22 protein-coding genes are annotated in these 22,380 nt (G+C 75.7%); 5 read left to right on the forward strand and 17 right to left on the reverse strand.

Annotated elements, in window-relative coordinates; translation table 11 throughout:
- Positions 1–222: 222 nt before the first annotated feature.
- From K5O09_RS00580 to K5O09_RS00630, 11 genes are all read right to left on the reverse strand, one after another.
- On the reverse strand, positions 223–858 hold the full coding sequence (locus K5O09_RS00580; protein WP_255595940.1) for an LppA family lipoprotein: 636 nt from the start codon (positions 856–858) through the stop codon (positions 223–225).
- On the reverse strand, positions 855–2,528 hold the full coding sequence (locus K5O09_RS00585) for an alpha/beta hydrolase (RefSeq protein ID WP_222170980.1): 1,674 nt from the start codon (positions 2,526–2,528) through the stop codon (positions 855–857). Before K5O09_RS00585 ends, K5O09_RS00580 begins: the two co-directional genes overlap by 4 nt.
- Positions 2,525–2,845, reverse strand: coding sequence for a hypothetical protein (locus K5O09_RS00590; protein ID WP_222170981.1), 321 nt, complete (start codon positions 2,843–2,845; stop codon positions 2,525–2,527). Before K5O09_RS00590 ends, K5O09_RS00585 begins: the two co-directional genes overlap by 4 nt.
- Positions 2,846–3,019: 174 nt before the next feature.
- Positions 3,020–4,144, reverse strand: coding sequence for an NADH:flavin oxidoreductase/NADH oxidase (locus K5O09_RS00595; protein ID WP_370635500.1), 1,125 nt, complete (start codon positions 4,142–4,144; stop codon positions 3,020–3,022).
- 78 nt (positions 4,145–4,222) lie between these two features.
- Positions 4,223–5,179 (reverse strand): nuclease-related domain-containing protein, encoded by a 957-nt coding sequence (locus K5O09_RS00600; protein ID WP_222170982.1) that lies wholly within the window; start codon positions 5,177–5,179, stop codon positions 4,223–4,225.
- A gap of 96 nt (positions 5,180–5,275) precedes the next feature.
- Entirely contained in the window at positions 5,276–6,403 is a 1,128-nt protein-coding gene (gene fni / locus K5O09_RS00605; RefSeq protein ID WP_222170983.1) for a type 2 isopentenyl-diphosphate Delta-isomerase, read from the reverse strand.
- Entirely contained in the window at positions 6,393–7,541 is a 1,149-nt protein-coding gene (locus K5O09_RS00610; RefSeq protein ID WP_255595941.1) for a phosphomevalonate kinase, read from the reverse strand. The genes fni and K5O09_RS00610 overlap by 11 nt, the downstream gene beginning before the upstream one ends.
- Positions 7,538–8,533, reverse strand: coding sequence for a diphosphomevalonate decarboxylase (mvaD, locus tag K5O09_RS00615; RefSeq protein ID WP_222170984.1), 996 nt, complete (start codon positions 8,531–8,533; stop codon positions 7,538–7,540). Before mvaD ends, K5O09_RS00610 begins: the two co-directional genes overlap by 4 nt.
- The gene (mvk, locus tag K5O09_RS00620) at positions 8,530–9,522 is read right to left on the reverse strand and encodes a mevalonate kinase (RefSeq protein ID WP_222170985.1); all 993 of its coding nucleotides are present in this window, start codon (positions 9,520–9,522) and stop codon (positions 8,530–8,532) included. Before mvk ends, mvaD begins: the two co-directional genes overlap by 4 nt.
- Positions 9,519–10,871 carry a tripartite tricarboxylate transporter permease gene (locus tag K5O09_RS00625; protein ID WP_222170986.1) on the reverse strand — a complete coding sequence of 451 codons (1,353 nt, stop codon included), beginning with the start codon at positions 10,869–10,871 and terminating at the stop codon, positions 9,519–9,521. The genes mvk and K5O09_RS00625 overlap by 4 nt, the downstream gene beginning before the upstream one ends.
- A gap of 10 nt (positions 10,872–10,881) precedes the next feature.
- Positions 10,882–11,184, reverse strand: a complete 303-nt coding sequence (locus K5O09_RS00630) for a hypothetical protein (RefSeq protein ID WP_222170987.1) — start codon at positions 11,182–11,184, stop codon at positions 10,882–10,884.
- Positions 11,185–11,372: 188 nt separating this feature from the next.
- Here K5O09_RS00630 and K5O09_RS00635 point away from each other — a divergent pair, with 188 nt between their 5' ends.
- Entirely contained in the window at positions 11,373–12,266 is an 894-nt protein-coding gene (locus K5O09_RS00635; protein ID WP_222170988.1) for an SDR family oxidoreductase, read from the forward strand.
- A gap of 139 nt (positions 12,267–12,405) precedes the next feature.
- Here the strand turns inward: K5O09_RS00635 and K5O09_RS00640 are convergent, their stop codons facing one another.
- From K5O09_RS00640 to K5O09_RS00665, 6 genes are all read right to left on the reverse strand, one after another.
- The gene (locus K5O09_RS00640; RefSeq protein WP_222172493.1) at positions 12,406–13,158 is read right to left on the reverse strand and encodes a uracil-DNA glycosylase; all 753 of its coding nucleotides are present in this window, start codon (positions 13,156–13,158) and stop codon (positions 12,406–12,408) included.
- Positions 13,159–13,353: 195 nt separating this feature from the next.
- Positions 13,354–13,974: an L-threonylcarbamoyladenylate synthase gene (locus K5O09_RS00645; RefSeq protein WP_222172494.1), complete on the reverse strand. Its 621-nt coding sequence runs from the start codon at positions 13,972–13,974 to the stop codon at positions 13,354–13,356.
- A gap of 52 nt (positions 13,975–14,026) precedes the next feature.
- The gene (locus K5O09_RS00650) at positions 14,027–14,626 is read right to left on the reverse strand and encodes a bifunctional 2-polyprenyl-6-hydroxyphenol methylase/3-demethylubiquinol 3-O-methyltransferase UbiG (protein ID WP_255595942.1); all 600 of its coding nucleotides are present in this window, start codon (positions 14,624–14,626) and stop codon (positions 14,027–14,029) included.
- 134 nt (positions 14,627–14,760) lie between these two features.
- A complete protein-coding gene (locus K5O09_RS00655; RefSeq protein ID WP_222170989.1) occupies positions 14,761–16,872 on the reverse strand; it encodes a translation factor GTPase family protein in 2,112 nt (703 codons plus the stop codon).
- Positions 16,873–16,989: 117 nt separating this feature from the next.
- Positions 16,990–17,925 carry an FKBP-type peptidyl-prolyl cis-trans isomerase gene (locus K5O09_RS00660; RefSeq protein ID WP_222170990.1) on the reverse strand — a complete coding sequence of 312 codons (936 nt, stop codon included), beginning with the start codon at positions 17,923–17,925 and terminating at the stop codon, positions 16,990–16,992.
- Positions 17,926–18,026: 101 nt separating this feature from the next.
- Positions 18,027–18,422 carry a helix-turn-helix domain-containing protein gene (locus tag K5O09_RS00665; RefSeq protein ID WP_222170991.1) on the reverse strand — a complete coding sequence of 132 codons (396 nt, stop codon included), beginning with the start codon at positions 18,420–18,422 and terminating at the stop codon, positions 18,027–18,029.
- A 126-nt stretch (positions 18,423–18,548) separates the two neighbouring features.
- Here K5O09_RS00665 and K5O09_RS00670 point away from each other — a divergent pair, with 126 nt between their 5' ends.
- The 4 genes from K5O09_RS00670 (at position 18,549) to K5O09_RS00685 (ending at position 22,357) form a co-directional block, all read left to right on the forward strand.
- Positions 18,549–19,412, forward strand: a complete 864-nt coding sequence (locus K5O09_RS00670) for an SDR family oxidoreductase (RefSeq protein WP_222170992.1) — start codon at positions 18,549–18,551, stop codon at positions 19,410–19,412.
- Positions 19,413–19,540: 128 nt separating this feature from the next.
- Complete coding sequence (locus K5O09_RS00675; protein WP_222170993.1) at positions 19,541–20,551, forward strand: TIGR03557 family F420-dependent LLM class oxidoreductase; 1,011 nt, start codon at positions 19,541–19,543, stop codon at positions 20,549–20,551.
- A 59-nt stretch (positions 20,552–20,610) separates the two neighbouring features.
- Positions 20,611–20,976 (forward strand): hypothetical protein, encoded by a 366-nt coding sequence (locus K5O09_RS00680; protein WP_222170994.1) that lies wholly within the window; start codon positions 20,611–20,613, stop codon positions 20,974–20,976.
- 160 nt (positions 20,977–21,136) lie between these two features.
- Entirely contained in the window at positions 21,137–22,357 is a 1,221-nt protein-coding gene (locus K5O09_RS00685) for a VIT1/CCC1 family protein (RefSeq protein WP_222170995.1), read from the forward strand.
- The last annotated feature ends 23 nt before the right edge of the window (positions 22,358–22,380 follow it).

The raw sequence follows: 22,380 nt of genomic DNA on the forward strand, positions 1-22,380 counted from the left end.
GACCCAGCGCAGACCGCCGATCTCGGCGTCGAGCACCTCGACCATCTCGCGTTCGCATGGCCGCGTAGTGGTCGAGCATCTGCTCCATCAACGGTCGAGCGGTCGTCTCTGCCTCCCGCTCCGTCGTGGTGATCTCGCCCGAGCAGCCCGCAGTCAGCGAAGCGATCACCAGCGCCGCTCCGACGGTGCGACTCCTCCGGAGCCGGGCGGCGGGACGGGTCGTCATGCCGGCGGGCTCGTCGATGTGCCGGGGGCAGGGGTCGGTGCCGGACCATCGAGCGGGGAGCGGCGGGTGTAGTCGAGTCCGGGCTTGTTCTCCCACAGGTGGCAGCCTGTGCGTAGCACGAGGACCGAGTGGCGCCCCATGTCGAACGAGTAGCTTGCGCCGTACCGGTCCCTCCCGATGAACGTCATGTCCGTGGGGCGGTCGACGAGGTACCCCTGGGACTCGAAGCCGTAGCGTCCGCCGACTTCCCGGATGATCGCCACCACGGCCCCCCAGTCCGACCGGTCGTACGTGCCGTCGGCGGTGAGACCGACCGGGTGGAACTCCTGGGCTTCGGTGATCGCCCCCTGCGTGCTGCAGTTCGCCCAGCCCATCGGGAGGATGTCGGGAGCGGCGTACCAGTCCAGGCCGCCGATCTCGTTGTCCAGGGTGGCGACCATCTCGCGGAGCATGGGCTCGTAGTGGTCGAGCATCTGCTCCATCGTGGGGCGGGCGATCATCCGTTCGTGCAGCTCCTCGGTCGAGATCGATGGTTCACAGGACGCGAGGAGCGAGGCGGCGCTCAGCAGGGCGATGAACCCCCACGGGAGGGATCGTCTCCTCGCGACCGGTAGTCGTCCCCCGCGCGTCACGAGGTCACTGCCCGGAGGTGGCTGACGAAATCGCCGGCGCCCACGCCGGAGTGGAGAACCGCGCGGTCCGTCAGTCCGACGACCACCGACGCGATGTTGTGCTGGCTCATCGTGTTGTCTCGCAGGTAGTCGGAGTGGCCAGTCGACGCCTCGTACGGAACGCCTCCGACCTCGCCTGCTCGGGACGAGAGTCCGGTGACGCCGCGGAGGTGAGAGGGATCGACCCCGAAGTGGCCCGCGTCGGCAACCGGATCGAGCCGTGCTTCGACGCGGTACAGCGAGCCGGCAGGCACGTCGAGACTCTCGGCGGAGCTGGTGGCCAAGCCCGGGGAGCCGAACACCACGGCAGCGTCCAGCCCGGTCTCCTCTCGCATGGCGAACCCCGTCGTCGTCGACCCGTAGGAGTGTCCGAGGGCCGTCAGCCTCGGGTGCTCGAAGTCGCGGGCGGCGTCCACTCCTTGCAGGAACCGCGCGAGATCCTCGCCCCCCTGCCGCGCCAGGGTGTCGCTGGTGACGAAGCGGCCCGTCGGATCCGTCACGTCGGACCACTGCGGTGCCTCGTAGCCGAGCCAGGCCACGGTGGCGACCCCGCCTTGGTCTCCGTGCGCTCGTGACTCCGCACGCGCACGCGAGGCCAGGTCCTCCATGCTCACGACGTGGTCCTCGAGGTTGCCGCTCACTGTTGTGGTGAAGCCCGGGACGAACACCCCGACGTGCGCCGCGGAGTCGACATCGCCGACACCGACCGCGGCTTTGAGCTGATGATCACCGGTGGTGTCGAGCAGCAGGAGCCTCCGGTCGCCGCTGGTGGCGAGCGCCCGTTCGATGGCCTCGAGGCCGGCCAGCTTCTCGTCGAGCACGATCAGGATCCCTGCGGTGTCCGCGTCCCAGGAGTCCGCGTCCGCGAGCAGCGCCTCGCGCTGGGCGGTCAGCTCGTCGCGGTACCGGTCGAGCAGGACGCGGTTCGCCTGGTCCCGGACGGCGAACGGGATGCCGTCGAGGTTCCCGACCCACTCGGGGTGCCGGGCGAGGACGCGGGCCTGGTGCTCGGGTGTGAGGGACCGCCACCACGCGGCGGCGTCGGCGGGGGTCCCGCCCGGTGGGCGCAGGAGGCGGTGGCGTCCCCGGGCCGCACCGGCGTGGCCGGCTGCTGCGAGGCCCGCGGCGGGGAGCGGGTCGTCGGTGTCGGCGGCCCGGCGCAGGGCGTCGGCGAGCAGCGTGTCGGCGTGCTGGGCGGTGCGGAGCGCCTGCTGGACGCGGTCGGTGAGCTCGCGCGCGGTGAGGGCTCGGTCCCGGGCCTCGTCGTCGTCGGCGACGCAGCGGGCGTCGGTGGCACGGCCGGTGCCGTGGTCGACGTGGTAGCCGTGGGCGCGGGCCCAGGCGAGTGTGGCGTCGAGCTCCGCGCGGGCGGTGGTCAGCGACGCGGCGGCGTCGTCGGCCGAGACGGCGACGAGGGCGATCTCGGCGACGGTCGTCGCGAGGCGCCGGCGCAGGGCGTCGTGGGCGCGGAGCGCGGCGTCACGGGACGGGCCGGCCCAGGTCGCGGGCGGTGCGGCCGCGTCGAGGTCGTCGTCGAGGGTGACGAGCAGGCGGCGGCACCCGGCGAGGTGGTCGGCGAGGCCGGCGACGGCGTCCGGCCGCCAGGCGAGCACGGTGTCGAGTGCGGTCACGGGTGCACCGCCCCGCCCCGGCTGGCGATCCGGGCGAACGACTCGGCGACCGCCTGATCCGTGCGGACGGCCGCGCGGACCGACGCGAGCACGCGGTCGCGCTGGGCGGCGGCGTCGGACGACCACCGGCGCGCCTGCGCGGACCACACGCCCCGCAGCCGGAGGGCCGCCTCGGCGCTCTGCGAACCGGGCAGCGCCGGTGCGAGGGCGCCGACGTGCTCGGCGTGGTGGCTCGCCAGGACGGCCTCGGCGACGGTGCCGACCGCCGAGGCGGCGGCCTCGACGTCGGCGGTGGACATCTCGATCTGGACGGTCATGCCATCTCCCCTGCCGTGGAAGTGGCATGACCGTAGCCGTCAGGAACGCATTGCCGGGAACGACCTCACACGCCTGTGGAAACCATCAGGCACATTCTCGACAAATCGCGCGGCGGCCGCGCTGATTCGTCCCGGATACGCATTCTGTCCCGGATGTCCGCGGTGGCGGGACGCTCAGCCCCACGACCCGCGGGCGTACTGCACGGGCCATCCCGTGGCGCCCGCGGGCACGACCGTCGCGGCCGGGTCGCCCGCGTGCTCCAGCACCGGGCGGTCGCCGTCGAGGGCCTGCGCCGCGCGCAGCGGCCAGTGCGGGTCGAACAGAGCCGGGCGCCCGAGCATCACGGCGTCCGCGGAGCCGTCCGCGAGCACCTGCTCCGCGATCTCGGGGGTGGTGAGCAGGCCGACGGCCGACGTGGCGATCCCGGCGGTCTCGCGGATCTGCCGCGCGGCGGGCACCTGGTACCCGGGGCCCACGGGGATGCGGGCCAGGACGTTGCCGCCGGTGGAGACGTCCACGAGGTCGACCCCGTGCTCGCGCAGCCAGACCGCCACCTGGGCCGTGTCGTCGACCGTGAGGCCGCCCTCGGTCCAGTCGGTGGCGGAGACGCGCACCAGGAGCGGGCTGTCGTCGGGCAGCTCCGCCCGGACCGCGTCGACCGTGGCGAGCAGCAGCCGGGCGCGCCCCGCGAGGTCGCCCCCCCACACGTCGGTGCGCTGGTTGGACAGCGGCGAGAGGAACTGGTGGAGCAGGTAGCCGTGCGCGGCGTGCACCTCCACCACGTCGAACCCGGCGGCCAGGGCCCGGCGGGTGGCTGCGGCGAACTGCCCGGGCACGGCGGCGACCTCGTCGGCGGTGAGCTCGCGCGGCGCGGCGAGCCCCTCGAACGCGAGGTCCGAGGGCGCGACCGTGGACCAGCCGCCGGACGACTCGGGCACGGACCCGGAGCCGTCCCCGAAACCGCGGTAGGTCGACGCCTTGCGACCCGCGTGGGCGAGCTGCACGCCCGCGACGGCCCCGCGGCTCCGGACGAAGTCGGTGACGCGCCGCCAGGCGGCTACGTGCTCGTCGCCCCAGATGCCGACGTCCTGCGGCGAGATGCGCCCCTCGGGGACGACGGCCGTCGCCTCGGCCATGACGAGACCGAAGCCCCCCACGGCGCGGGCACCCAGGTGGGCGAGGTGCCAGTCGGTGGGCAGGCCGTCCGGTCCGGCGGAGTACTGGCACATGGGCGCCAGCCAGACGCGGTTGCGGAACGTGGTCCCGCGCAGGGTCAGGGGCGACATCAGGAGGCTCACGTGCAGCAGGAACCCTTCTCGGCACGCCGGGCATTCCGCGCCGGCGGAGTGGTGCGGCTCACAGGGGGCGCGGTGGGGTCACCCTGCCGCGTCGAGCCAGGCGAGCAGGACGTTCCCGACGGTCAGCAGCCCCAGGACCAGCATCCCGACGCGGAGCGCGCCGTCCCCGATCGCGCCGCGGGCCGGGGCGGCGCGGCGGTCGGCCTCCCGCCCGTGCTCCGGCCACCCGTCGTCGATGCGGTTGCCGATGTCCCCGTCGGAGCCTCCGACGGTCTCCGGGGCCGGGCCGACCTCGCCGTCGGAGCCTCCGACGGGCCGGTCGTCCACGTCGGGCTGCCCGGGGCGCTGGGCGGGGACGTCCGGCGCCGCCCAGACCTCGCGGGGCCGGAACACGTCGTCGACGGTGAGCAGCTCCGGGCTCACCGGGCCGGTGAGCTCCGCGGCCAGGTAGTCGCGGACCAGGCGGGCGTCGGCGGGCGCCAGCACCGGCGGCAGGTCGGCCAGCCACCCGGCGAGCCGGCGCTCGCCCACCGCGACGGCACCGCCGCGGACGGTCGCGGCCGGGAGGTCCTGGCCCACGAGGCTGACGACGGCGCGGACCGCACGGCGGTGCGTGGGCGCGAGCAGGGACGTGACAGCCCCGGCCGCGTCGGCGGCGGCCGCCACGTCCGGGGTCCGGCCGTAGCCGCGGTGCCGCAGGGTGCCGTCGACGACCGTCGCGGAGCCGTCCCCGTGCAGCGACTGGATGACGACGACGCCACCCGGTCCGATCGCGAGGCAGTCGAGCGTGCGGGAGACGCTGCCCGGGCGGTGGAGGTCGTGCAGGGTCGTCCAGCCGTCGGGCGGGTCGAGCACCACCGCGTCCTCGTCGCCCGTCAGCCAGGCGTCGAACCAGGTGTCGGTGGGTGCCGCGTCACCGGTGCCGAGGGGCGCGGTGCCGTCCGCGGTCGTGCGTGCGGGGTCGGCGACGCGCCACCGGGCCAGCCGCCGCGCTCGTCGCGCCGCCGGCCGGCCGGGCTCGTACCCGTGGACCATCCGCCTCACCCCGTAGGGACCTATCGGCCGCCACCACCCCGGACCTGAGCGGTCACGGCCGGGCGGCGACCCGGGGCGCTCGCAGCGGGACTCCGCTCAGAGCCCGCTGCGCCGCGCGTACGCCGCGGCGTCGACGCCCCGCAGCTCGCAGAACTCCCGCACCGGCCCGGTGATCAGCAGGTCCACCCGGCGCAGGTCGGTCACGGTGCGCGCGCCGAGCAGCGTCATGATGTCGCCGAGCTGCTCGAGCCACGCCTGGATGCGCGCGACGAGGGCGGCCTCACCCTCGGTGAGCAGCACCCGGAGGAAGCCCCCGGCCACGCCCACAGCCGTCGCCCCGAGGGCGAGCGCGCGCACGACGTCGAGCGGGTGGCGCACCCCGCCGGAGGCCAGCAGGTCCACCCCGTCCACCGGGGCGGCGTCCAGCAGCCCCTCGACGGCCGACTGCCCCCAGCCGGCGAGGTAGTCCATGCCGCCGTCGGTGCGACGCGCGGACTCGATGGCCGTGAAGTCGGTGCCGCCGCGGCCGGACACGTCGACCGCCGCGACGCCGAGGTCCCGCAGCAGGGCGACGGTGCCGCGGCTCATCCCGGCGCCGACCTCCTTGACGACCACCGGCACGCCGACCTCCGCGACGACCGCCGCGATGTTGTCGGACCACCGGGTGAAGTCGCGGTCGCCCTCCGGCATCACGATCTCCTGCGCCGGGTTCACGTGGACCTGGAGCGCGTCGGCCTCGAGGATCTCCACGGACCGGCGGGCCTGCGCGGGTGTGAGGTTCGGGTTCACGTTCGCCATGACGAAGCCGTCGGGGTTCAGCTCGCGCAGCACCCGGAACGAGGGGATCGCGGCCGGCTCGCGGTGCAGGATCCCCGTCGACCCGGAGGCGATCGGCACGCCGGTCTCGCGGGCCGCCAGGGCGAGGGCGCGGTTGATCGTCGCGGTGTGGGCGGTGCCGCCGGTCATGCCGTTGATGTACAGCGGCACGGGCCAGTCGAGCACCCGGCCCGTGGCGCGCAGGGAGACCTCGCTCCGGTTGCCGGCCGCGAGCGGGTGGTTCAGCGGCCGCACGTGGTCGAAGTCGTGGGCCCGCGGCTCGGCGTGCTGGGCGGAGGCGAGGCGGACGTGGTCGTCCTTGCGGCGCGCGTCCTGCGCCGCGGCGCCGGGCTCGTCCTGGGCGCCGATCCGCGCGGGGCCGGGGCCGTCCGGGTCCTCAGCGGTCATCGGCGTGCTCCTCCCGGGGCGGCTGCACCCGCAGCGACAGGTGCCGCACGTCCGACAGCTCCCAGTCGCGGAGCATCGGCTCGAGGTCGGTGCCGGCGTCCACCAGCACGATGCCGCAGTCTCCGCCACCCGCGCCGGAGGACTTGGCCGCCGCGCCGACGCTCTCCGCGGTCTCGCAGAGCGTCCGCAGGGCGGGGGTCTCGATGTCGACGCCCGCGGCGCGCGCCAGCGACGTGAGCAGCCCGCGCGCCCGGTGGATCTGCGCCTTCGCGGCCGGGGCGTCGTCCCGCTCGATGGCGTCCGCGAGGGCGTCCACGCAGGCGCGGGACGCAGCGAGGAAGTCGGGGTAGTGGCTCTCGGCCACCTCCTTGCGCGACTGCATCGCCTCGACCAGACGCATGGTGGACGCCGGCACGCCCGTCCAGCCGACGACGAGGCGCATCGTCCGCGGCTCGGGCAGGCGCCGCACCGACAGGCCGGGCCAGTCGGCCCCGAGCAGCGCGGTCAGCGGGCGGTCCGCCCCCGACTCCTCGCCGGCCGCCAGGGACGCGCGCAGCCACTCGCGGTCGAGCGCCGCGTACCGGATCCAGCCGCCGTAGAGGCTCGCCGCGACGTCCCCGCCGGAGCCCATCGGGTTGACGGCGACGGTCGCGAGCAGCGCGAGGCGCAGCAGCCGGTCCGTCGGCAGCCCGAGGTCGTAGAACCGGTCGAGCGCCCGCACCGTCGCCGCGGTCACCGCCGCGGACGACCCGAGACCGAACTTGCGGCCCGACCGGTCGTCGAGCTCCGAGGTGATCGTGATGTCGTAGAACCCGAGCGTGCGGCCCTGCTCGGCTGCGAACCGCTCGACCACGTCGATCGCGGCGAGCACGTAGTCGAACGGGCGGCTGTCGTGGTCCAGCACCACCCGGTCGCCGCGACGCCGCCAGACGACGGGCAGCCGGCCGTACTGGTCGGAGGCGATGGACCCCGCACCCTCCGCCGGGGCGAGCCGCACGGTGACGTGCCGGTCCACGGCGACGAGCACCGCCGGGTAGCCGGCCTCGACGACCGCGTACTCCCCGGCGACGAAGAGCTTGCCCGGGGCGCAGACCTCGATCGCGCCGCCGGGCACCCCGCCGGTCGTCCCGCCGCTCACGACGCGCCCCCCGCGTCGACGCGCAGGCCTGGCCCCGGACGGGCCGTGACGACCCGGCGCGTGCCGCCGTCGGACAGCGCGTCGGCGAGCGCGGGCAGGTCAGGTGCGGCGCACAGCACCTTGACGTTGGGGCCGGCGTCGATGGTGGCCCAGCACGGCAGCCCGTCGGCCCGCAGCGCCTGCACCTGGTCGAGGACGGCGACGGTGTGCGCCGTCCAGTACCGCACCGGCGGGCGGGCACCGAGCATCGTGGCGTGCATCCGCAGGGCGTTGGACTCGGCGAGCTCACCGAGCGCCGCGAGGTCGCCCGCCCGCACGGCGTCGAGCATGAGCGCGACGTCACGCTCCGTCGCCTCGGCCCAGGCCGGGAAGAACGGCGACGTCTCGACGGTGCGGCGCATCGCCTCGCGGCTGGAGACCGCCTTGCGGCCCGCGTCCAGCACGACGACGGCCATCGCCGGGTCGAGCGGGCCGCCGGGCTCGCCGCCGGGGACGGGCTCCGCGTAGGAGGTCGCGTCGTCCGTGCCGGCGTGCCACACCACCAGCCCGCCGAACACCGACCGGGACGCCGAGCCCGAGCCGCGCCGGGCCAGCCGCGACAGACCGCGCGCGTCGAGGTCCAGGCCGTAGACCGCTGCGGCCGCCCCCGCGAGCGCCGCGAACCCGCTCGCCGACGACGCCAGCCCGGCGCCCGTCGGGACGGTGGAGACCGAGTCGACGGCCGCGCGCGCCGAGGACCCCGCGAGCGATCGGACCAGGTCGAGGAACCGGGAGACCCGCGCCAGCTCGCCGTCGGACATCGGCCGGCCGTCGAGGGTGGCGGTGTCCGCGTCCGCGGCCGGGTCGAGCGTCACCGTCGTCGTGGCGTGGAACGCGTCGAGCGTGAGCGACAGGCTGGACGTCGCGGGCAGCGCCAGGGCCTCGTCGCGCTTGCCCCAGTACTTGGCGAGGGCGATGTTGGCGTGCGCGACGGCGGTCGCGGAGTTCGTCATCCGAGGGACACCTGGGCGGAGGGAGCGGCGGGACGCCGCGCGTCGGTCCGGTGCAGCCAGGTGCGCGCCGCGCCCGCGCGGCGCAGGGCAGCGGCGATCGTACCAGCGGAGGTCGCGTCGGCCGCGAGCGCCAGCAGGCATCCGCCCTGGCCACCGCCTGTCAGCTTCGCCCCGAGGGCGCCTGCGGCGAGCGCGGCCCCGACCAGCCGGTCGAGCTCCGGCGACGAGACGCCCAGCTCCGCCAGGGCGCCGTGCGCGCGGGTCATCCGGGCGCCCAGCTCACGGGGGCGGTCGCGCGCGAGGTCCAGCACCACGTCACGGGTGATCTGGCCGAGCTCGGCGATCAGCTCGTCCCCGCGGGCGGGGTGGCGCTCGCGGAACGACCGCACGTCCGCCACGGCCACGCGGGTGCGGCCGTGCACGCCGGTGTCGGCGACCACCAGGTGCGCGCGCAGCCGCAGGTCGAGCGGGCGGATCTCGCCCGCCTGGAACCAGACCGGCTCGGTCGAGGCGGTCGTGCGGGCGTCGAGCCCGCTGGGGTTGCCGTGGGCGACCCGCTCGCCGACCTGCACCAGGTCGAAGTGCTCCTGCGGGGTGAGCGTGCGCCCGGCCAGGTCCGCGAGCGCCAGCGCCAGCGCGCCGGCCGTCGCGGCGCTCGACCCCAGCCCGCGGGCCGCCGGGATCGTCGACTCCGTCGCCAGGACGATCCCGCGGTGCGGCAGACCGAGGAGGTCGAGCGTGGCCTCGACGGCGGCCCGCGGGGCGGCGAGCTGCTCCGGGGCCTCCGCCAGCGGGCCGGAGTAGAGCACCGACTCCAGCGTCAGCGGGCCGTCCTCGCGGCGGGCGGTGGCGCGCATCGGCAGGCTGGCCAGCGGCAGGGCGATCGCCGGCTCGCCGTACACCACGGCGTGCTCGCCCACGAGGATCGCCTTGGCGCGGGTGTGCCCGGTGCCGGTGCTGCGGTCGGTGCGGATGGTCGGCTCCTTCACATCAGGTGCGCCACGAACCACGGGGCCGCGTACAGCGACATGAACTGCACCCCGAAGTTGACGCCCAGCCGGTTCAGCGTGCCGCAGGTCAGCCCGACGAGCAGCACGGCGAAGACGTTGACCACCCCCGCGTCCAGGTACGCGAGCAGCAGCACGAACACGATGAACAGCGCGAGCACGGCCTCGTGCGGGACGTAGCGGGTGACGAGCGCGGTCAGCCGGAACGAGTACCTCACCGCCAGCACGTACGACAGCAGCAGCGCGATCACGGTGCCCACGACGATCGCGGCGACCAGCTGCGGCGTCGACAGCAGGTGGTGCACGTTGCGGTCCAGCGTGAGCACCGGCGGGGCGTTGAACAGCGCGTTCGCGGGCCCGACGGCGACCGGGGACAGGGGCAGCCCGACGGCGACCAGCGGGATGATGACCCCCGCCAGGTAGGTGGAGTGCGCGAGTGCCGCCATCGCCGTCACGGCACGGGACGCGCGGTCCCTCGTCCGCTTCGCCCGGGCCCCGGCGGCCTCGCCCATGAGCAGGGTCAGCGCGACAGGGCTGAGGAAGAACAGCGGCGTGGACGCGGCGGAGACGGTCGCGCTCGCCCCCAGCTCGGCGCGGGTCAGCAGGCGCCGGGGGCTGAGCGGCGCACCCCGCAGCTCCCCGCGGGTGATCCGCACCGGCGTGCGTGGACCGCGGGGCAGCGCCTCCCGCAGGGTCGGGTTCAGCAGCGTGGCCAGGCTCAGCAGCAGCGGTCCGGCCGTGATCGACAGGAAGAACGACACCGTGATCGTGCCGTCCTCGGGCAGGACGCCGGTCTGCCGGTACAGCGCCTGCACCCCCTGGAACAGCAGCCCCAGCGGGATGATCGCGAGCAGCGACAGGACCCGGTTCCGCCCGAGCAGCGCCAGGACGACCGCGCCGCCGACGAACAGCAGCGACCCGTACTCGCGCAGCTGCTCCGCCCACGGCGTGATGGCGCCCGCGATCAGCAGGGCGAGCGGGACGGCGACGAGCGTGCCGACCACCGATCCCGCGGCCATCTTGCGGATGGTCTCCGCGGCCCGGCCTTCGCGCTTGAGGGTGAGGGCGTGGTCGATCATCGGCGCGGACAGCACACCGCCCGGCAGGCCGACCAGCGCCGTCGGGATCGAGTTCGTGAGGTTGAGCGTCACGACCGCGGCGATGAAGAACGCCAGGACGACCTGCGGGTCGGTGCCGGCCAGCACCAGCGCGAGCGTCACCGGCAGCAGGACCGACGTCTCGTCGGTGCCGGGGATGAACCCGATCAGCGTGTACAGCAGCACGGCGGCCAGCGAGGCGCCGGCCATCGGCAGCAGGAGGGTGAGGTCCACGGTCGGCGGCTCAGGCGGCAGGGCCGGTGGAGGCGCCCGGCTCGTCGTGCGCGTCGTCGGCGCCCGCGTCGTCGGCGACGATCTGCACGTCACGCTTCGGTCGCACCAGGAGGACGGCGAGGCCGAACCCGGCGACGGCGCCGCCGAGGCCCCAGAAGAACTCCGAGGACCCGAGGGCGCGCCCGGCGACGACCGCCACGACGGTCGCCGCGGCGCACACGGCGAGCGCCACGACCAGGTCCCGCAGCGACACGCGGTCGCCCCAGATCTCGACGTACTGCTCGTCGTCGGTCACGTTCCTCCTGTCGGCCACGGTCCGCCACCCTAGATCCTGCGTGGGCGGACCCCGTGCGGCCGGTGTGCGCGCGGGGTGGACGTGCTGGTGGGGCGCGCGCCGGCCGGGGCCACTGTGGGGGGACGTGAGCCGGGGCGGCAACTCGGGGGGCCGTCGGGGCCCCGCTCGGGTGGCGGGCGGCGCGAGGACCCGGACGATGGATGAGCATGAGCGACCAGACCACACCCCAGGACCCGAGCACCCAGCACCCCGAGCCGGAGCAGCCCGCGCAGCAGCTCGCGCACCCCGGTCTCACGGACGACATGCAGCAGCAGCCCGACCACGGCGAGGACACGTACGTGGGCTCCGGACGCCTCGACGGCAAGCGCGCCCTCATCACCGGCGGCGACTCCGGCATCGGCCGGGCGGTCGCGCTCGCCTTCGCCCGCGAGGGCGCCGACGTGGCGATCTCCTACCTCCCCGAGGAGGAGGACGACGCGCGCGAGACCGTCCGCCTGATCGAGGACGCCGGGCGGCGCGCCGTCACGTGCCCCGGCGACATCCGCGACGAGGCGTTCTGCGGCGCGCTCGTGGAGCGGGCCGTGCAGGAGCTCGGCGGCCTGGACGTCCTCGTCAACAACGCGGCCTACCAGATGGCCCAGGACGGCGGTCTGCTGGACCTCACGACCGAGCAGATGGACCGCACGTTCAGGACGAACCTGTACGCCATGTTCTGGATCACGAAGGCCGCGCTGGCCCACCTGGGCGAGGGTGCGAGCATCATCAACACCACGTCGGTGCAGGCGTTCCAGCCGAGCCCGGAGCTCATCGACTACGCCGCGACGAAGGCAGCGATCCTCAACTTCACGAAGGCGCTCGCCCAGCAGGTCGCCGAGCAGGGCATCCGGGTCAACGCCGTCGCGCCCGGGCCCATCTGGACGCCGCTGATCCCGGCGACCATGCCCGCGGAGAAGGTCGAGCAGTTCGGCGGCGACACCCCGCTCGGCCGCGCCGGCCAGCCCGCGGAGCTCGCGCCGGCGTACGTGTTCTTCGCGAGCCAGGAGTCGAGCTACATCACGGGCGACCGCATCGGCGTCACGGGCGGCCGCCCCCTGAGCTGACCCGCTCCCCGGGTGCGCGCCCCCACGCTCCGCCGCGAGTTCGGCAGTCCCAGGCGAGGTCGGCAGTCCGAGCTGCCGATCTCGGCGCCGATGTGCCGAACTCGGCGGGCGGGGCGGGCCGCGGGTGCGGCGGGGGGTGTCAGGGCACCGGAGGTGTCAGGGCGCGGGCGCGGCGGAGGACCGCGTCGAGCATGTCCGGCGTCAGGCGGCCCGTGAAGGTGTTCTGCTGGCTGACGTGGAAGCAGCCCAGCAGGGTCAGGCTGTCGCCGCGGGGGTGGTGGACGACGTGCTCGGCGCCGTGGGCGAACCGCGGTCGCGGGCGCGGGACGGCCCAGCCCTGCTCGTCGAGGGTGCGCAGCAGCGCGTCCCACCCGAACCCCCCGAGCACCACCGCGACCCGCGGGCGGACGAGCTCGAGCTCGCGGGCCAGCCACGGGCCGCAGCGGTGGCGCTCCTCGGGCAGCGGCTTGTTGTCCGGCGGCGCGCAGTGCACCGGCGCGGTGATCCGCACACCCGTCAGCGTGAGCCCGTCCCCGCGGTGCACGGACGTGGGCTGCGAGGCCATCCCGACGCGGTGCATCGCCGCGAACAGGAAGTCCCCCGACCGGTCGCCGGTGAACATCCGGCCGGTGCGGTTCGCGCCGTGCGCGGCGGGCGCCAGGCCGACGACCAGCACCGACGCGTCCGGGTCCCCGAAGCCGGGGGCCGGCCGGGCCCAGTACTCCTGGTCGCGGAACGCCGCGCGCTTCACGTCCGCGACGTGCTCGCGCCACGCCACGAGCCGCGGGCACGCCCGGCACTCGACGACGGCGCCGTCCAGCGTGGCGAGGTCGCGGGCGGCCGGCGCGGCGACGGCCGGGTACCCGGGCTCGTCCGGCGTCCGCTCGTCGATCTGCACGCCCCCATCCTCCGCCCGCCCGCCGGCAGCCCGCGGCCCGGCGCCCGCCGCTGCCGGGATGACCTCCCGCCGAAGTCGGCACCTGGCGTGCGAGTTCGGCACGTGGAGCTGCCGAACTCGCCTCGGAGTGCCGAACTCGCGGGAGGTGCCGGGAGGTGCCGGAGGTGCCGGGAGGTGCCGGGCGCGGGGTCAGGCGAAGCGGGTCGGGTCGCCGGCGCCGGCGCGGACGACCTCCGGGTAGCCCTCGGACCAGTCGACGACGGTGGTCGGCTCGGTCCCGCACTCGCCGGCGTCCACGACCGCGTCGACGACGTGGTCGAGCTCCTCCTTGACGGTCCAGCCGTCGGTCTGCGGCTCGGTGTCCCCGGGGAGGATGAGCGTCGAGGACAGCAGCGGCTCTCCGAGCTCCCGGAGCAGCGCCTGCACGACGCGGCTGTCGGGGATGCGCACGCCGACGGTCCGCTTCTTGGGGTGCGCCAGCCGCCGCGGCACCTCCTTGGTGGCCGGCAGGATGAACGTGTACGGCCCGGGCGTGGCCGCCTTGATCGCCCGGAACGGCGCGTTGTCCAGCCGGACGAGCTGCCCGAGCTGCGCGAAGTCCAGGCACATGAGCGTGAAGTGGTGCCGGTCGTCGAGATGCCGGATCGCCCGGATCCGGTCGGCGCCGGTGTGGCTCTCCATGCGGCAGCCGAGCGCGTAGCCGGAGTCCGTCGGGTACGCGATGAGCGCGTCGTCGCGCAGCAGGGAGACGAGCTGGCCGACCGAGCGGGCCTGCGGGTCGTGCGGGTGGACGTCGAAGTACCGGGCCATGACGTCGAGCCTGGCACGCAGCACGCGGCCGGACCACCCGCGCCCGCGGTTCTCACGCGAGGACGGCGACCAGGAAGTCGGCCTCAGGGTCGAACGGCCGCAGGTCCCACGTGGCGAACCGGTGCTCGATCCGCAGGCCCGCGGCGGCGGCGTCCGCCTCGAGCGCCTCGAAGGGGTAGCCGCGCCCGGCGCCGAACCCGACGACGAGCCGCCCGCCCGGAGCGAGGTGCGCGCGGATGCGGCGCAGCACCTCGGACTCCGTGCCCTCCGCCACGAAGGTCAGGACGTTGCCGGCCATCACGGCGACGTCGAACGGCTCGCTGATCCCCGCCGCGGGCAGGTCGAGCTCCGCGAGGTCGCCGACCAGCCAGGTGCCGTCGGGGTGGTCGGCGCGCGCGGCCTCGATCAGCACCGGGTCGACGTCGACCCCGACGACGGCGTGCCCCCGCCGCGCGAGCTCGCCGCCCACCCGTCCGGGGCCGCAGCCGGCGTCGAGCACGCGGGCACCGCGGGGCACCATCGCGTCGACCGTCCGGGCCTCGCCCGCGAGGTCGGCCCCGTCGGCGGCCATGCGGCGGAACCGCTCGACGTACCAGGCGGACCGGTCGGGGTTCTGCTGGCCGATCTGCTCCCAGCGGGTGGGCTGACGCACGGTGCTCCTTCGGGTCGGACGGGACCGCGACCGAGCCTAGACGCGTGCGGAGCCCGGGTGCCCGGCCGGGTCGGGACCCCGTCCCGCCACCCGCCCGTCCGCCACCGGTCCGTCCGCCACCCGCCCGCCCGCGGTCACGCCGGCGTCAGGTGCCCCGGCCGGACCTCGTACTCCCCGGGCGCGAGCGTCAGCTCCCCGTGCCCGCCGGTCAGCGACCGCAGGTCGAGCGCGTACCGGACCAGCTCGGCCTCCGGCACGACGGCCTCGACCCGGACCCGGCCGTCGTCCGTGGTGCCGGTCGCGGTGATGCGCCCCCGACGCCCCGACAGGTCGCCGAGCACGTCGCCCTGCGCGGCCGGGGGGACGACGACGCTGACGCGCAGCGTGGGCTCGAGCAGCACGGTCCCCGCGGACGCGAGTGCGGCGCGCACCCCCGCGGCGGCGGCCGTCCGGAACGCCATGTCGGACGAGTCGACCGCGTGCGCCTTGCCGTCGTGCACCTCCACCTGCACGTCGACCACGGGGTGCCCGAGCGGCCCGCCGGCGGCGAGCGCCTCCGCGGCCCCGCGCTCGACGGCCGGCAGGTACGACCGCGGCACGGCGCCGCCGACCACGGAGTCGACGAAGGCGAACCCGCTGCCGGGCGGTCGCGGGGTGAGCCGCAGCTGCACCACCGCGAACTGCCCGTGGCCACCGGACTGCTTCTTCAGCCGGCCCTCGGCCTCCGCCGGCCCGGCGAGCGTCTCGCGGTAGGCGATCCGCACGGGCTCCGTCGTGACGTGCACGCCGAAGACGCGGGCGAGGCGGTCGACCGCGACCGCGAGGTGCGCGTCGCCCAGCCCCCGGAGGACGGTCTGGTGCGGGGTGCGGTCGACGCGCAGCGTCGGGTCCTCGGCGGCGAGCCGGGTCAGCGCGGCCGACAGCTTGTCGTCGTCCGCCTGGCTGACCGGGACGAGCGCGGTCGCCAGCACGGGCTCGCGCGCCGGGAGCGCGGCGGGTCGCACGGGCTGGGCCCGGGACGCCAGCAGGGTCCCGGAGGGCGCCCCGGCGAGCTTGGCGACCGCGCCGATCGCCCCGGCGGGCAGCACGTCCACGGGCAGGTGCTCGCGCCCGCGCAACCGGAACAGCCCGTGCAGCCGCTCCTCCGCACCCGTGGTGGGGCTCACGAGCCGGTCGCCGGAGCGCACCGTGCCGGACAGCACCTTGAACACGGACACCTGACCGACGAACGGGTCGGCGACCGTCCGGAAGACGTGCAGGACGGTCTCGCCGTCCGGGTCGGCCGGGAGCTCCGACACAGCCCCGTGCCCCGGCCCGGTCGCGGCGCCCCTCCCGTCGCCCGGGCCGCCCCCGACGATGAGCTGCGCGGGCCGGTCCGCGGGCGACGGCCCGATCTCGCACACGAGGTCCGCCAGCCGGTCGACCCCGACGCCGGTCGCGGCGGACGCCACGAGCACCGGCACGGCCTCGCCGGCCACGACCTCCCGGGCGAGCGTCCGCTCGAGGTCGGCGGCGCCGGGCTCCTCGCCGGACAGGTAGCGCTCGAGCTGGTCGTCGTCGTGGGCGACGATCTCCTCGGTGACCTCGCCGTGCAGCCGGTGCTCCTCGTCCGCCACGTCGGCTGGCAGGTCGCAGTCGTGGTGGCGGCCGTCGCTCCCGTAGTCCAGCCCCCGGTCGGACAGCACGTCCGCGACGCCGTGCAGCGCCTGCTCCTCCCCGAGCGGCAGCTCGAGCGGCACGACGCCCGACGGGTCCCGGCCGGTGCGGACCGCGAGGTCGCGCACATGGTCGAGCACCCGGTGGAAGTCGGCGCGCGCCCGGTCCTCCTGCGAAACGACGACGAGGCGGGGGATCCCCGCCTCGTCGCACCGCCGCCAGACCGCCTCGGTCCCGGACTGCACCCCGTCGACCGCGCTGACCACCACCACCGCGAGGTCGGCGACGGCCAGCGCCGCGTCCACCGCGCCGGCGAAGTCCGGCGACCCGGGGGTGTCCAGCAGGGTGATCCGGTGGGGGCAGCCCTGGCTGCACGTCCAGTCGAGGTCGGCGACGCCGAGGCTCACGGACGAGCCGCGCGCGACCTCCTCGGGCTCGTGGTCGCAGACCGTCGAGCCGTCCTCCACCCTGCCCGCCCGGGGGACCGCCCCGGCGCGCAGCAGCAGGGCCTCAGCCAGTGTCGTCTTGCCGGAACCGCCGTGGCCGACGAGCGCCACGTTGCGGACCGACGGCGTCGTCGCCGTCTCCATCGCTGGTCTCCCGGGTGTGCAGGGCCGCAGAACGCCACAGTAGCCACGTCGGGCGCCACGACGACAGGGACCTCGGCCGCTGGTGCGGCCGAGGTCCCTGTGCTGCGGTGCGTGCCGTCAGGAGGCGGCGAGGATGTCCACGACGAAGACCAGCGTGGACCCGGCCGGGATGCCGTCCTGCTCCTGGTCGCCGTAGCCGAGGTCCGGCGGGATGACCAGCAGCACCTGGCTGCCGACCGGCTGCCCGGCGAGGCCCTGCTGCCAGCCCTCGATGACGCCGGTCAGGGCGAACGTCGAGGACGCGCCGCGCTCCCAGGACGAGTCGAACGGCGTGCCGTCCCAGAGCCAGCCGCTGTACTGCACGGTGAGCGTCTGACCCTCCTCGACGGCGGGGCCGGAGCCCTCGATGAGCGGCTGCACGACGAGCTCCGTCGGGGCGTCGCCGTCGACCGGCTCGATGGAGGGCCGGCCGTCGTCGGCGAGCGTCACCGTCGGCAGGCCCTCCGGCAGCGGCGTGACGGCGGTGCCCTCGGCGCGCGTCGGCACGGACTGCGTGCTCATGATCTCGACCGCGAGCAGCAGCGTGCCGGTCGTGCTGGGGTTCGCGAACAGCAGCCGGGCACCGACCTTCTGGCCGAGCACCTGCTCGAGCAGGGCGGGCGGGAGGTTCGCGTCGTCCGCGACGTACGACTGCGGGGTGCTGCCGTAGGTGCCGCCCTGGCTGCTGCCGTCCTCGCCGCTGACAGCCGCGATGTTGACGCCGATCAGCTGGCCCTCCTCGACGGTCTCGCCGGTGCCGGGCGTCACGACGCGCGCGACGGCGGCGGACACCGAGAACGGCTGCTCGAAGTCGAACGTGGGCTCCTCACCGGGCTCGCCGGTCAGGGTGACGGCCTCGAGGGCGGCGACGTCCTCGGCGCTGGCCGTGGCGGCGGCGTCGGGCGACGCGGAGGCGGACGTGGAGGGGGAGGCGGAGTCGTCCGCGCCGTCGCTGCTGCAGCCGGCGAGCAGCAGCAGCGAGACGGCGAGGAGGGAGGCGGCCGTTCGGCGCACGAGCTCGTCCTTCGATCGGGGTCTGGCGGAGGGGTCATCGTAGGCGCCGGGGCTGTGCGTTCCCGGGGCGGGTGCGCACGACGGCGGCCCGCCGCCGCGCGTCAGCCCCGCCGCACGATGGCGTCCGCGTGCGCCGCCACCCACGACACCAGCGGCAGCAGGTGCGCGGCGAGCTCCCGGCCGAGCGGCGTCAGCGAGTAGTCGACCCGCGGCGGGATGGACGGCGTGGCCTCGCGCAGCACCAGGCCGTCGGCCTCGAGGGTGCGGAGGGTCGAGGCGAGCATCTTCTCGCTGATCCCCTCGACGACCCGGCGCAGCTCGCCCCAGCGCCGGGTGCCCTCCGAGAGGGCCACCAGGACCAGGACGCCCCACTTGCTCGTCACGTGGTCCAGGACGACCCGGCTGGGGCACGCCGCGGGCAGGACGCCGTCGGTCAGCAGGTCCTGCAGGACGCTCGGCGTCGCCGTCGTCGTCCTGGCCTCGATGCTCACCGTCATGCCAGTACCTTACCCAGAAGTGGGTACCCGCGATCCGGAAGGTTCGCGCGGCACCGCTGGTTGGGGCGGGTGCCGGGCGCGGGCCCGGTGGCGCCGGCACCCGGCGCGCTACGGAAGGGAACCCCCATGTCGATCGTCGTCACCGGTGCCACCGGCCACCTGGGCCGCCTCGTCGTCGAGCACCTGCTCGCGGACGGCGTGCCCGCCGAGCAGGTCGTCGCCACCGGCCGCCGCACCGAGCGGCTGGCGGACCTGGCCGAGCGCGGCGTGCGGGTGGCGGCCGTCGACTACGACAGCCCGGAGACGCTGGCCGCCGCCCTCGAGGGCGCCGAGGTCGTGCTGCTCGTGTCCGGCAGCGAGGTCGGCCGCCGGGTCCCGCAGCACCGCGCGGTCGTCGAGGCGGCGGTGGCGGCGGGCGTGCGCCGGCTGGTCTACACCTCGGCCCCGCACGCGGACGCGACGCCGCTCGTGCTCGCGCCGGAGCACAAGGCCACGGAGGAGATCATCCGGGCGTCCGGCCTGACCTTCACGCTGCTGCGCAACGGCTGGTACACGGAGAACTACCTCGGAGACGTCCAGCAGGCCCGCGAGTCCGGGGAGATCGTCGCCGCCGTGGGCGACGGCCGGGTCGCCAGCGCCCCGCGCGACGACTTCGCGGCCGCGGCCGCCGTCGTGCTGCGGACCGAGGGCCACGACGACGCGGTGTACGAGCTGGCCGGCGACGTGGCGTGGTCGTTCGACGAGCTCGCCGCTGCGGCCTCCGAGGTGCTGGGACGTCCGGTCGTGTTCCGCGCGGTGACGTCCGAGCAGCGCCGGGCGGACCTGCTGGCCGCCGGGCTCGACGAGGGCACCGCGGGGTTCGTGGTCGCGCTCGAGGAGAACACCCGCGACGGGCTGCTCGCCGGGGGCACGGGCGACCTGTCGCGGCTGATCGGGCGGCCGACCACGCCGCTCGTCGACGGGCTGCGCGCGGCGCTCGCGGAGGGCTGAGCGCCGGGGTGCTCGGGCGGGGCTGAGCGGGCGGGGCCGGGCGGGCGGGCGCGGGCCGGACGCCGGTCGCGGCGCCCGCCGCCCCGCCCCCGGATGCCGGGTCGTCCTCCCGGTGTGAGGCTCGGAGCATGACGCGATTCGGGTACACCCTCATGACCGAGCAGTCCGGCCCGAAGCAGCTCGTCGGCTACGGCGTCGACGCGGAGCGGCTCGGGTTCGACTTCCTCGTCTCCAGCGACCACGCGTTCCCGTGGCTCGACGAGCAGGGGCACGCGCCGTACGCCTGGACGCTGCTGGGCGCGGTCGCGCAGGCCACGTCCCGGGTCGGGCTCATGACGTACGTGACCTGCCCCACCGTGCGGTACCACCCCGCGATCGTGGCGCAGAAGGCCGCGACCGTCGGCGTGCTGTCGGACGGCCGGTTCACGCTCGGGCTCGGCGCGGGGGAGAACCTCAACGAGCACGTCGTGGGCGAGCGCTGGCCGGCCGTCGGCGAGCGGCACGACATGCTGGAGGAGGCCGTCGAGATCATCCGCTCGTTGCTGGACGGCGACCGGCTGACGTTCGACGGCGTGCACTTCCGCGTCGACTCCGCCCGGCTGTGGGACCTCCCGGACCAGCCGGTCGAGATCGGCGTCGCCGTGTCGGGTGCGCAGTCGATCTCCCGGTTCGCCCCGCTGGCCGACCACCTCATCACGACCGAGCCCGAGGCGGACCTGCTGCAGGGCTGGGACGACGCCCGCGCGCAGGCGGCGTCCGAGGTCGGCGCGCAGCCGCCCGCCCCGTCCCGCAAGATCGGGCAGATCCCGATCTCCTGGGACCCGGACGTCGAGACGGCGAAGCAGCGCGCGCACGAGCAGTTCCGGTGGTTCGCCGGGGGGTGGCACGTCAACGCCGACCTGCCGACCACGGAGGCGTTCGACGCCGCGAGCCAGTACGTCCGCCCGGACGACGTCGCGGAGACGATCCCCTGCGGCCCGGACCTCGACGCGATCGTCGAGGGCGTGAGCGCCTACTGGGAGGCGGGGTTCACCGACATCGCGCTGGTGCAGGTCGGCGACGCCGCGCAGCAGCGGTTCCTCGACGAGGCCGCGGGGCCGCTGCTGGAGAAGCTGCGCGAGGCCGCGCCGTCGTCGTGAGCACGCCCGGCCGTACCCCACCGGCCGGTTGACCAACCCCACGGTTCGAGAGGAGCACCATGGCTGTCACCGCGTTCCAGGACCTGCCGCTCGCCGACCGCGACCGCGAGTGGGACGGCGCTGCCGCCGAGAAGCGCGTCCGCGCCTGGGCGGGCGCCGAGGACGACCCGAACGAGACGTACCGCGACGCGCACGTCTGGTACGACGCCGACGCGAAGGGGAACTTCACGGCGTACAAGCTGCTCATCGCGGACGTCGTGGACGACCGGCTGGTGGCCGTGCCGCGGGGCGTGTTCGCCGCCGCGGCCGTCATGCAGGGCTCGCGCGGCGGCGTCGACCTGCCGGCGAAGGACGTCGACCGCGTCAAGAGCCACCTCGCGAAGTACTACCGGAAGCTCGACGAGACGCCGCCCTGGGAGGACTGACCGGCACGTGCCGGGTGGGGGCCGGCGCCCCGGGCCGCCGGACCGCCGGTCGGGGGCGCCCGGTGCCCTGCTCAGGGGCCCTGCGGACCCGTCGATTCGGCCGCCCGAATCGGCCCGGAACGCGTGACGTGGGGGCTCGCGGGCCCCACGATGGTGGACCGTGCCACCGACCCACAGCCCCTCCGGGGGCCACCCCGCAGCGGCCTCACCCGCACCGACCCGCCGGCAGGTGCGCCGCTGGCGCCGCTACCTCGCGGACGAGCGGGCCGAGGCCGCCGCGTACCGCGACCTCGCGTCGCGCCGCACGGGTGAGGAACGGGCGATCCTGCTGGCGCTCGCGGACGCCGAGGGGCGGCACGAGCAGCACTGGCTCGACCTGCTCGGTGACCAGGTGGGTCGCCCGCTGCGCGGTGACTACCGCTCGCGCGTGCTCGGCTGGTTGGCCCGGCGGTTCGGCGGCGTGTTCGTGCTCGCGCTCGCGCAGCGCGCCGAGTCCCGCTCCGCGTACGCGGACGACGCCGACGCGACCCCGACGATGGCCGCCGACGAGCGCATCCACGAGGAGGTCGTCCGCAGCCTCGCGATGCGCGGCCGCAACCGCATCTCGGGCACGTTCCGCGCCGCGGTGTTCGGCGCGAACGACGGCCTGGTGAGCAACCTCGCGCTCGTGCTCGGCATCGGCGCGAGCGGCGTCGCCACGTCCACCGTGCTCCTCACCGGACTGGCCGGCCTGCTCGCCGGGGCGCTGTCCATGGGCGCCGGGGAGTACGTCTCCGTGCGGTCGCAGCGCGAGCTGCTCGAGGCGTCGCGTCCCAGCCGGCAGGCCCGCGAGGCGCTGCCGCACCTGGACCTCGACGCCAACGAGCTGGCCCTGGTCTACCGGGCGCGGGGGATGACGCCCGACGCCGCGCGGGAGCGCGCCGGCACCGTGCTGGCCGGGCTCGCCGTGCTGGAGGGGGCCGCGCCGGCGTCCGCGCTCACGCCGGGCGAGGGGGCGGTCGGCGAGGTCGCGCCCGCCGACCCGGGCGCGTCCGACGGGGCCGGGTCGACCGACGCCGCTGCCCCCGCTGAGCCCGCCGAGGTCGTCGACGAGCACGAGACCGTCGGCTCCGCGGTCGGCGCGGCGGCGGCGAGCTTCTGCTTCTTCGCCACCGGCGCCCTGGTGCCCGTCGTGCCGTACCTGTTCGGCATGGAGGGCTGGCCGGCGGTCGCCCTCGCGAGCGGGCTCGTCGGCCTGGCGCTGCTCGGCACGGGCGCCACGGTCGGCGTGCTGTCCGGGTCCTCGCCGATGAAGCGCGCTCTGCGGCAGCTGGCGATCGGCTTCGGCGCGGCCGCCGCGACGTACCTGCTGGGGCTCGCGTTCGGGACGTCCGTGGCGTGATCGCCGTCCACCCAGTGGGATGT

This window comes from Cellulomonas sp. C5510 (assembly GCF_019797765.1).
Lineage (GTDB): Bacteria > Actinomycetota > Actinomycetes > Actinomycetales > Cellulomonadaceae > Cellulomonas.

Coding starts and splice junctions, on each gene's coding strand:
- K5O09_RS00590 (WP_222170981.1), bottom strand. CDS start 2,845: ATGACCGTCCAGATCGAGATGTCCACCGCCGACGTCGAGGCCGCCGCC.
- K5O09_RS00600 (WP_222170982.1), bottom strand. CDS start 5,179: ATGGTCCACGGGTACGAGCCCGGCCGGCCGGCGGCGCGACGAGCGCGG.
- fni (WP_222170983.1), bottom strand. CDS start 6,403: ATGACCGCTGAGGACCCGGACGGCCCCGGCCCCGCGCGGATCGGCGCC.
- mvaD (WP_222170984.1), bottom strand. CDS start 8,533: ATGACGAACTCCGCGACCGCCGTCGCGCACGCCAACATCGCCCTCGCC.
- K5O09_RS00635 (WP_222170988.1), top strand. CDS start 11,373: ATGAGCGACCAGACCACACCCCAGGACCCGAGCACCCAGCACCCCGAG.
- K5O09_RS00645 (WP_222172494.1), bottom strand. CDS start 13,974: ATGGCCCGGTACTTCGACGTCCACCCGCACGACCCGCAGGCCCGCTCG.
- K5O09_RS00655 (WP_222170989.1), bottom strand. CDS start 16,872: ATGGAGACGGCGACGACGCCGTCGGTCCGCAACGTGGCGCTCGTCGGC.
- K5O09_RS00665 (WP_222170991.1), bottom strand. CDS start 18,422: ATGACGGTGAGCATCGAGGCCAGGACGACGACGGCGACGCCGAGCGTC.
- K5O09_RS00670 (WP_222170992.1), top strand. CDS start 18,549: ATGTCGATCGTCGTCACCGGTGCCACCGGCCACCTGGGCCGCCTCGTC.
- K5O09_RS00675 (WP_222170993.1), top strand. CDS start 19,541: ATGACGCGATTCGGGTACACCCTCATGACCGAGCAGTCCGGCCCGAAG.
- K5O09_RS00680 (WP_222170994.1), top strand. CDS start 20,611: ATGGCTGTCACCGCGTTCCAGGACCTGCCGCTCGCCGACCGCGACCGC.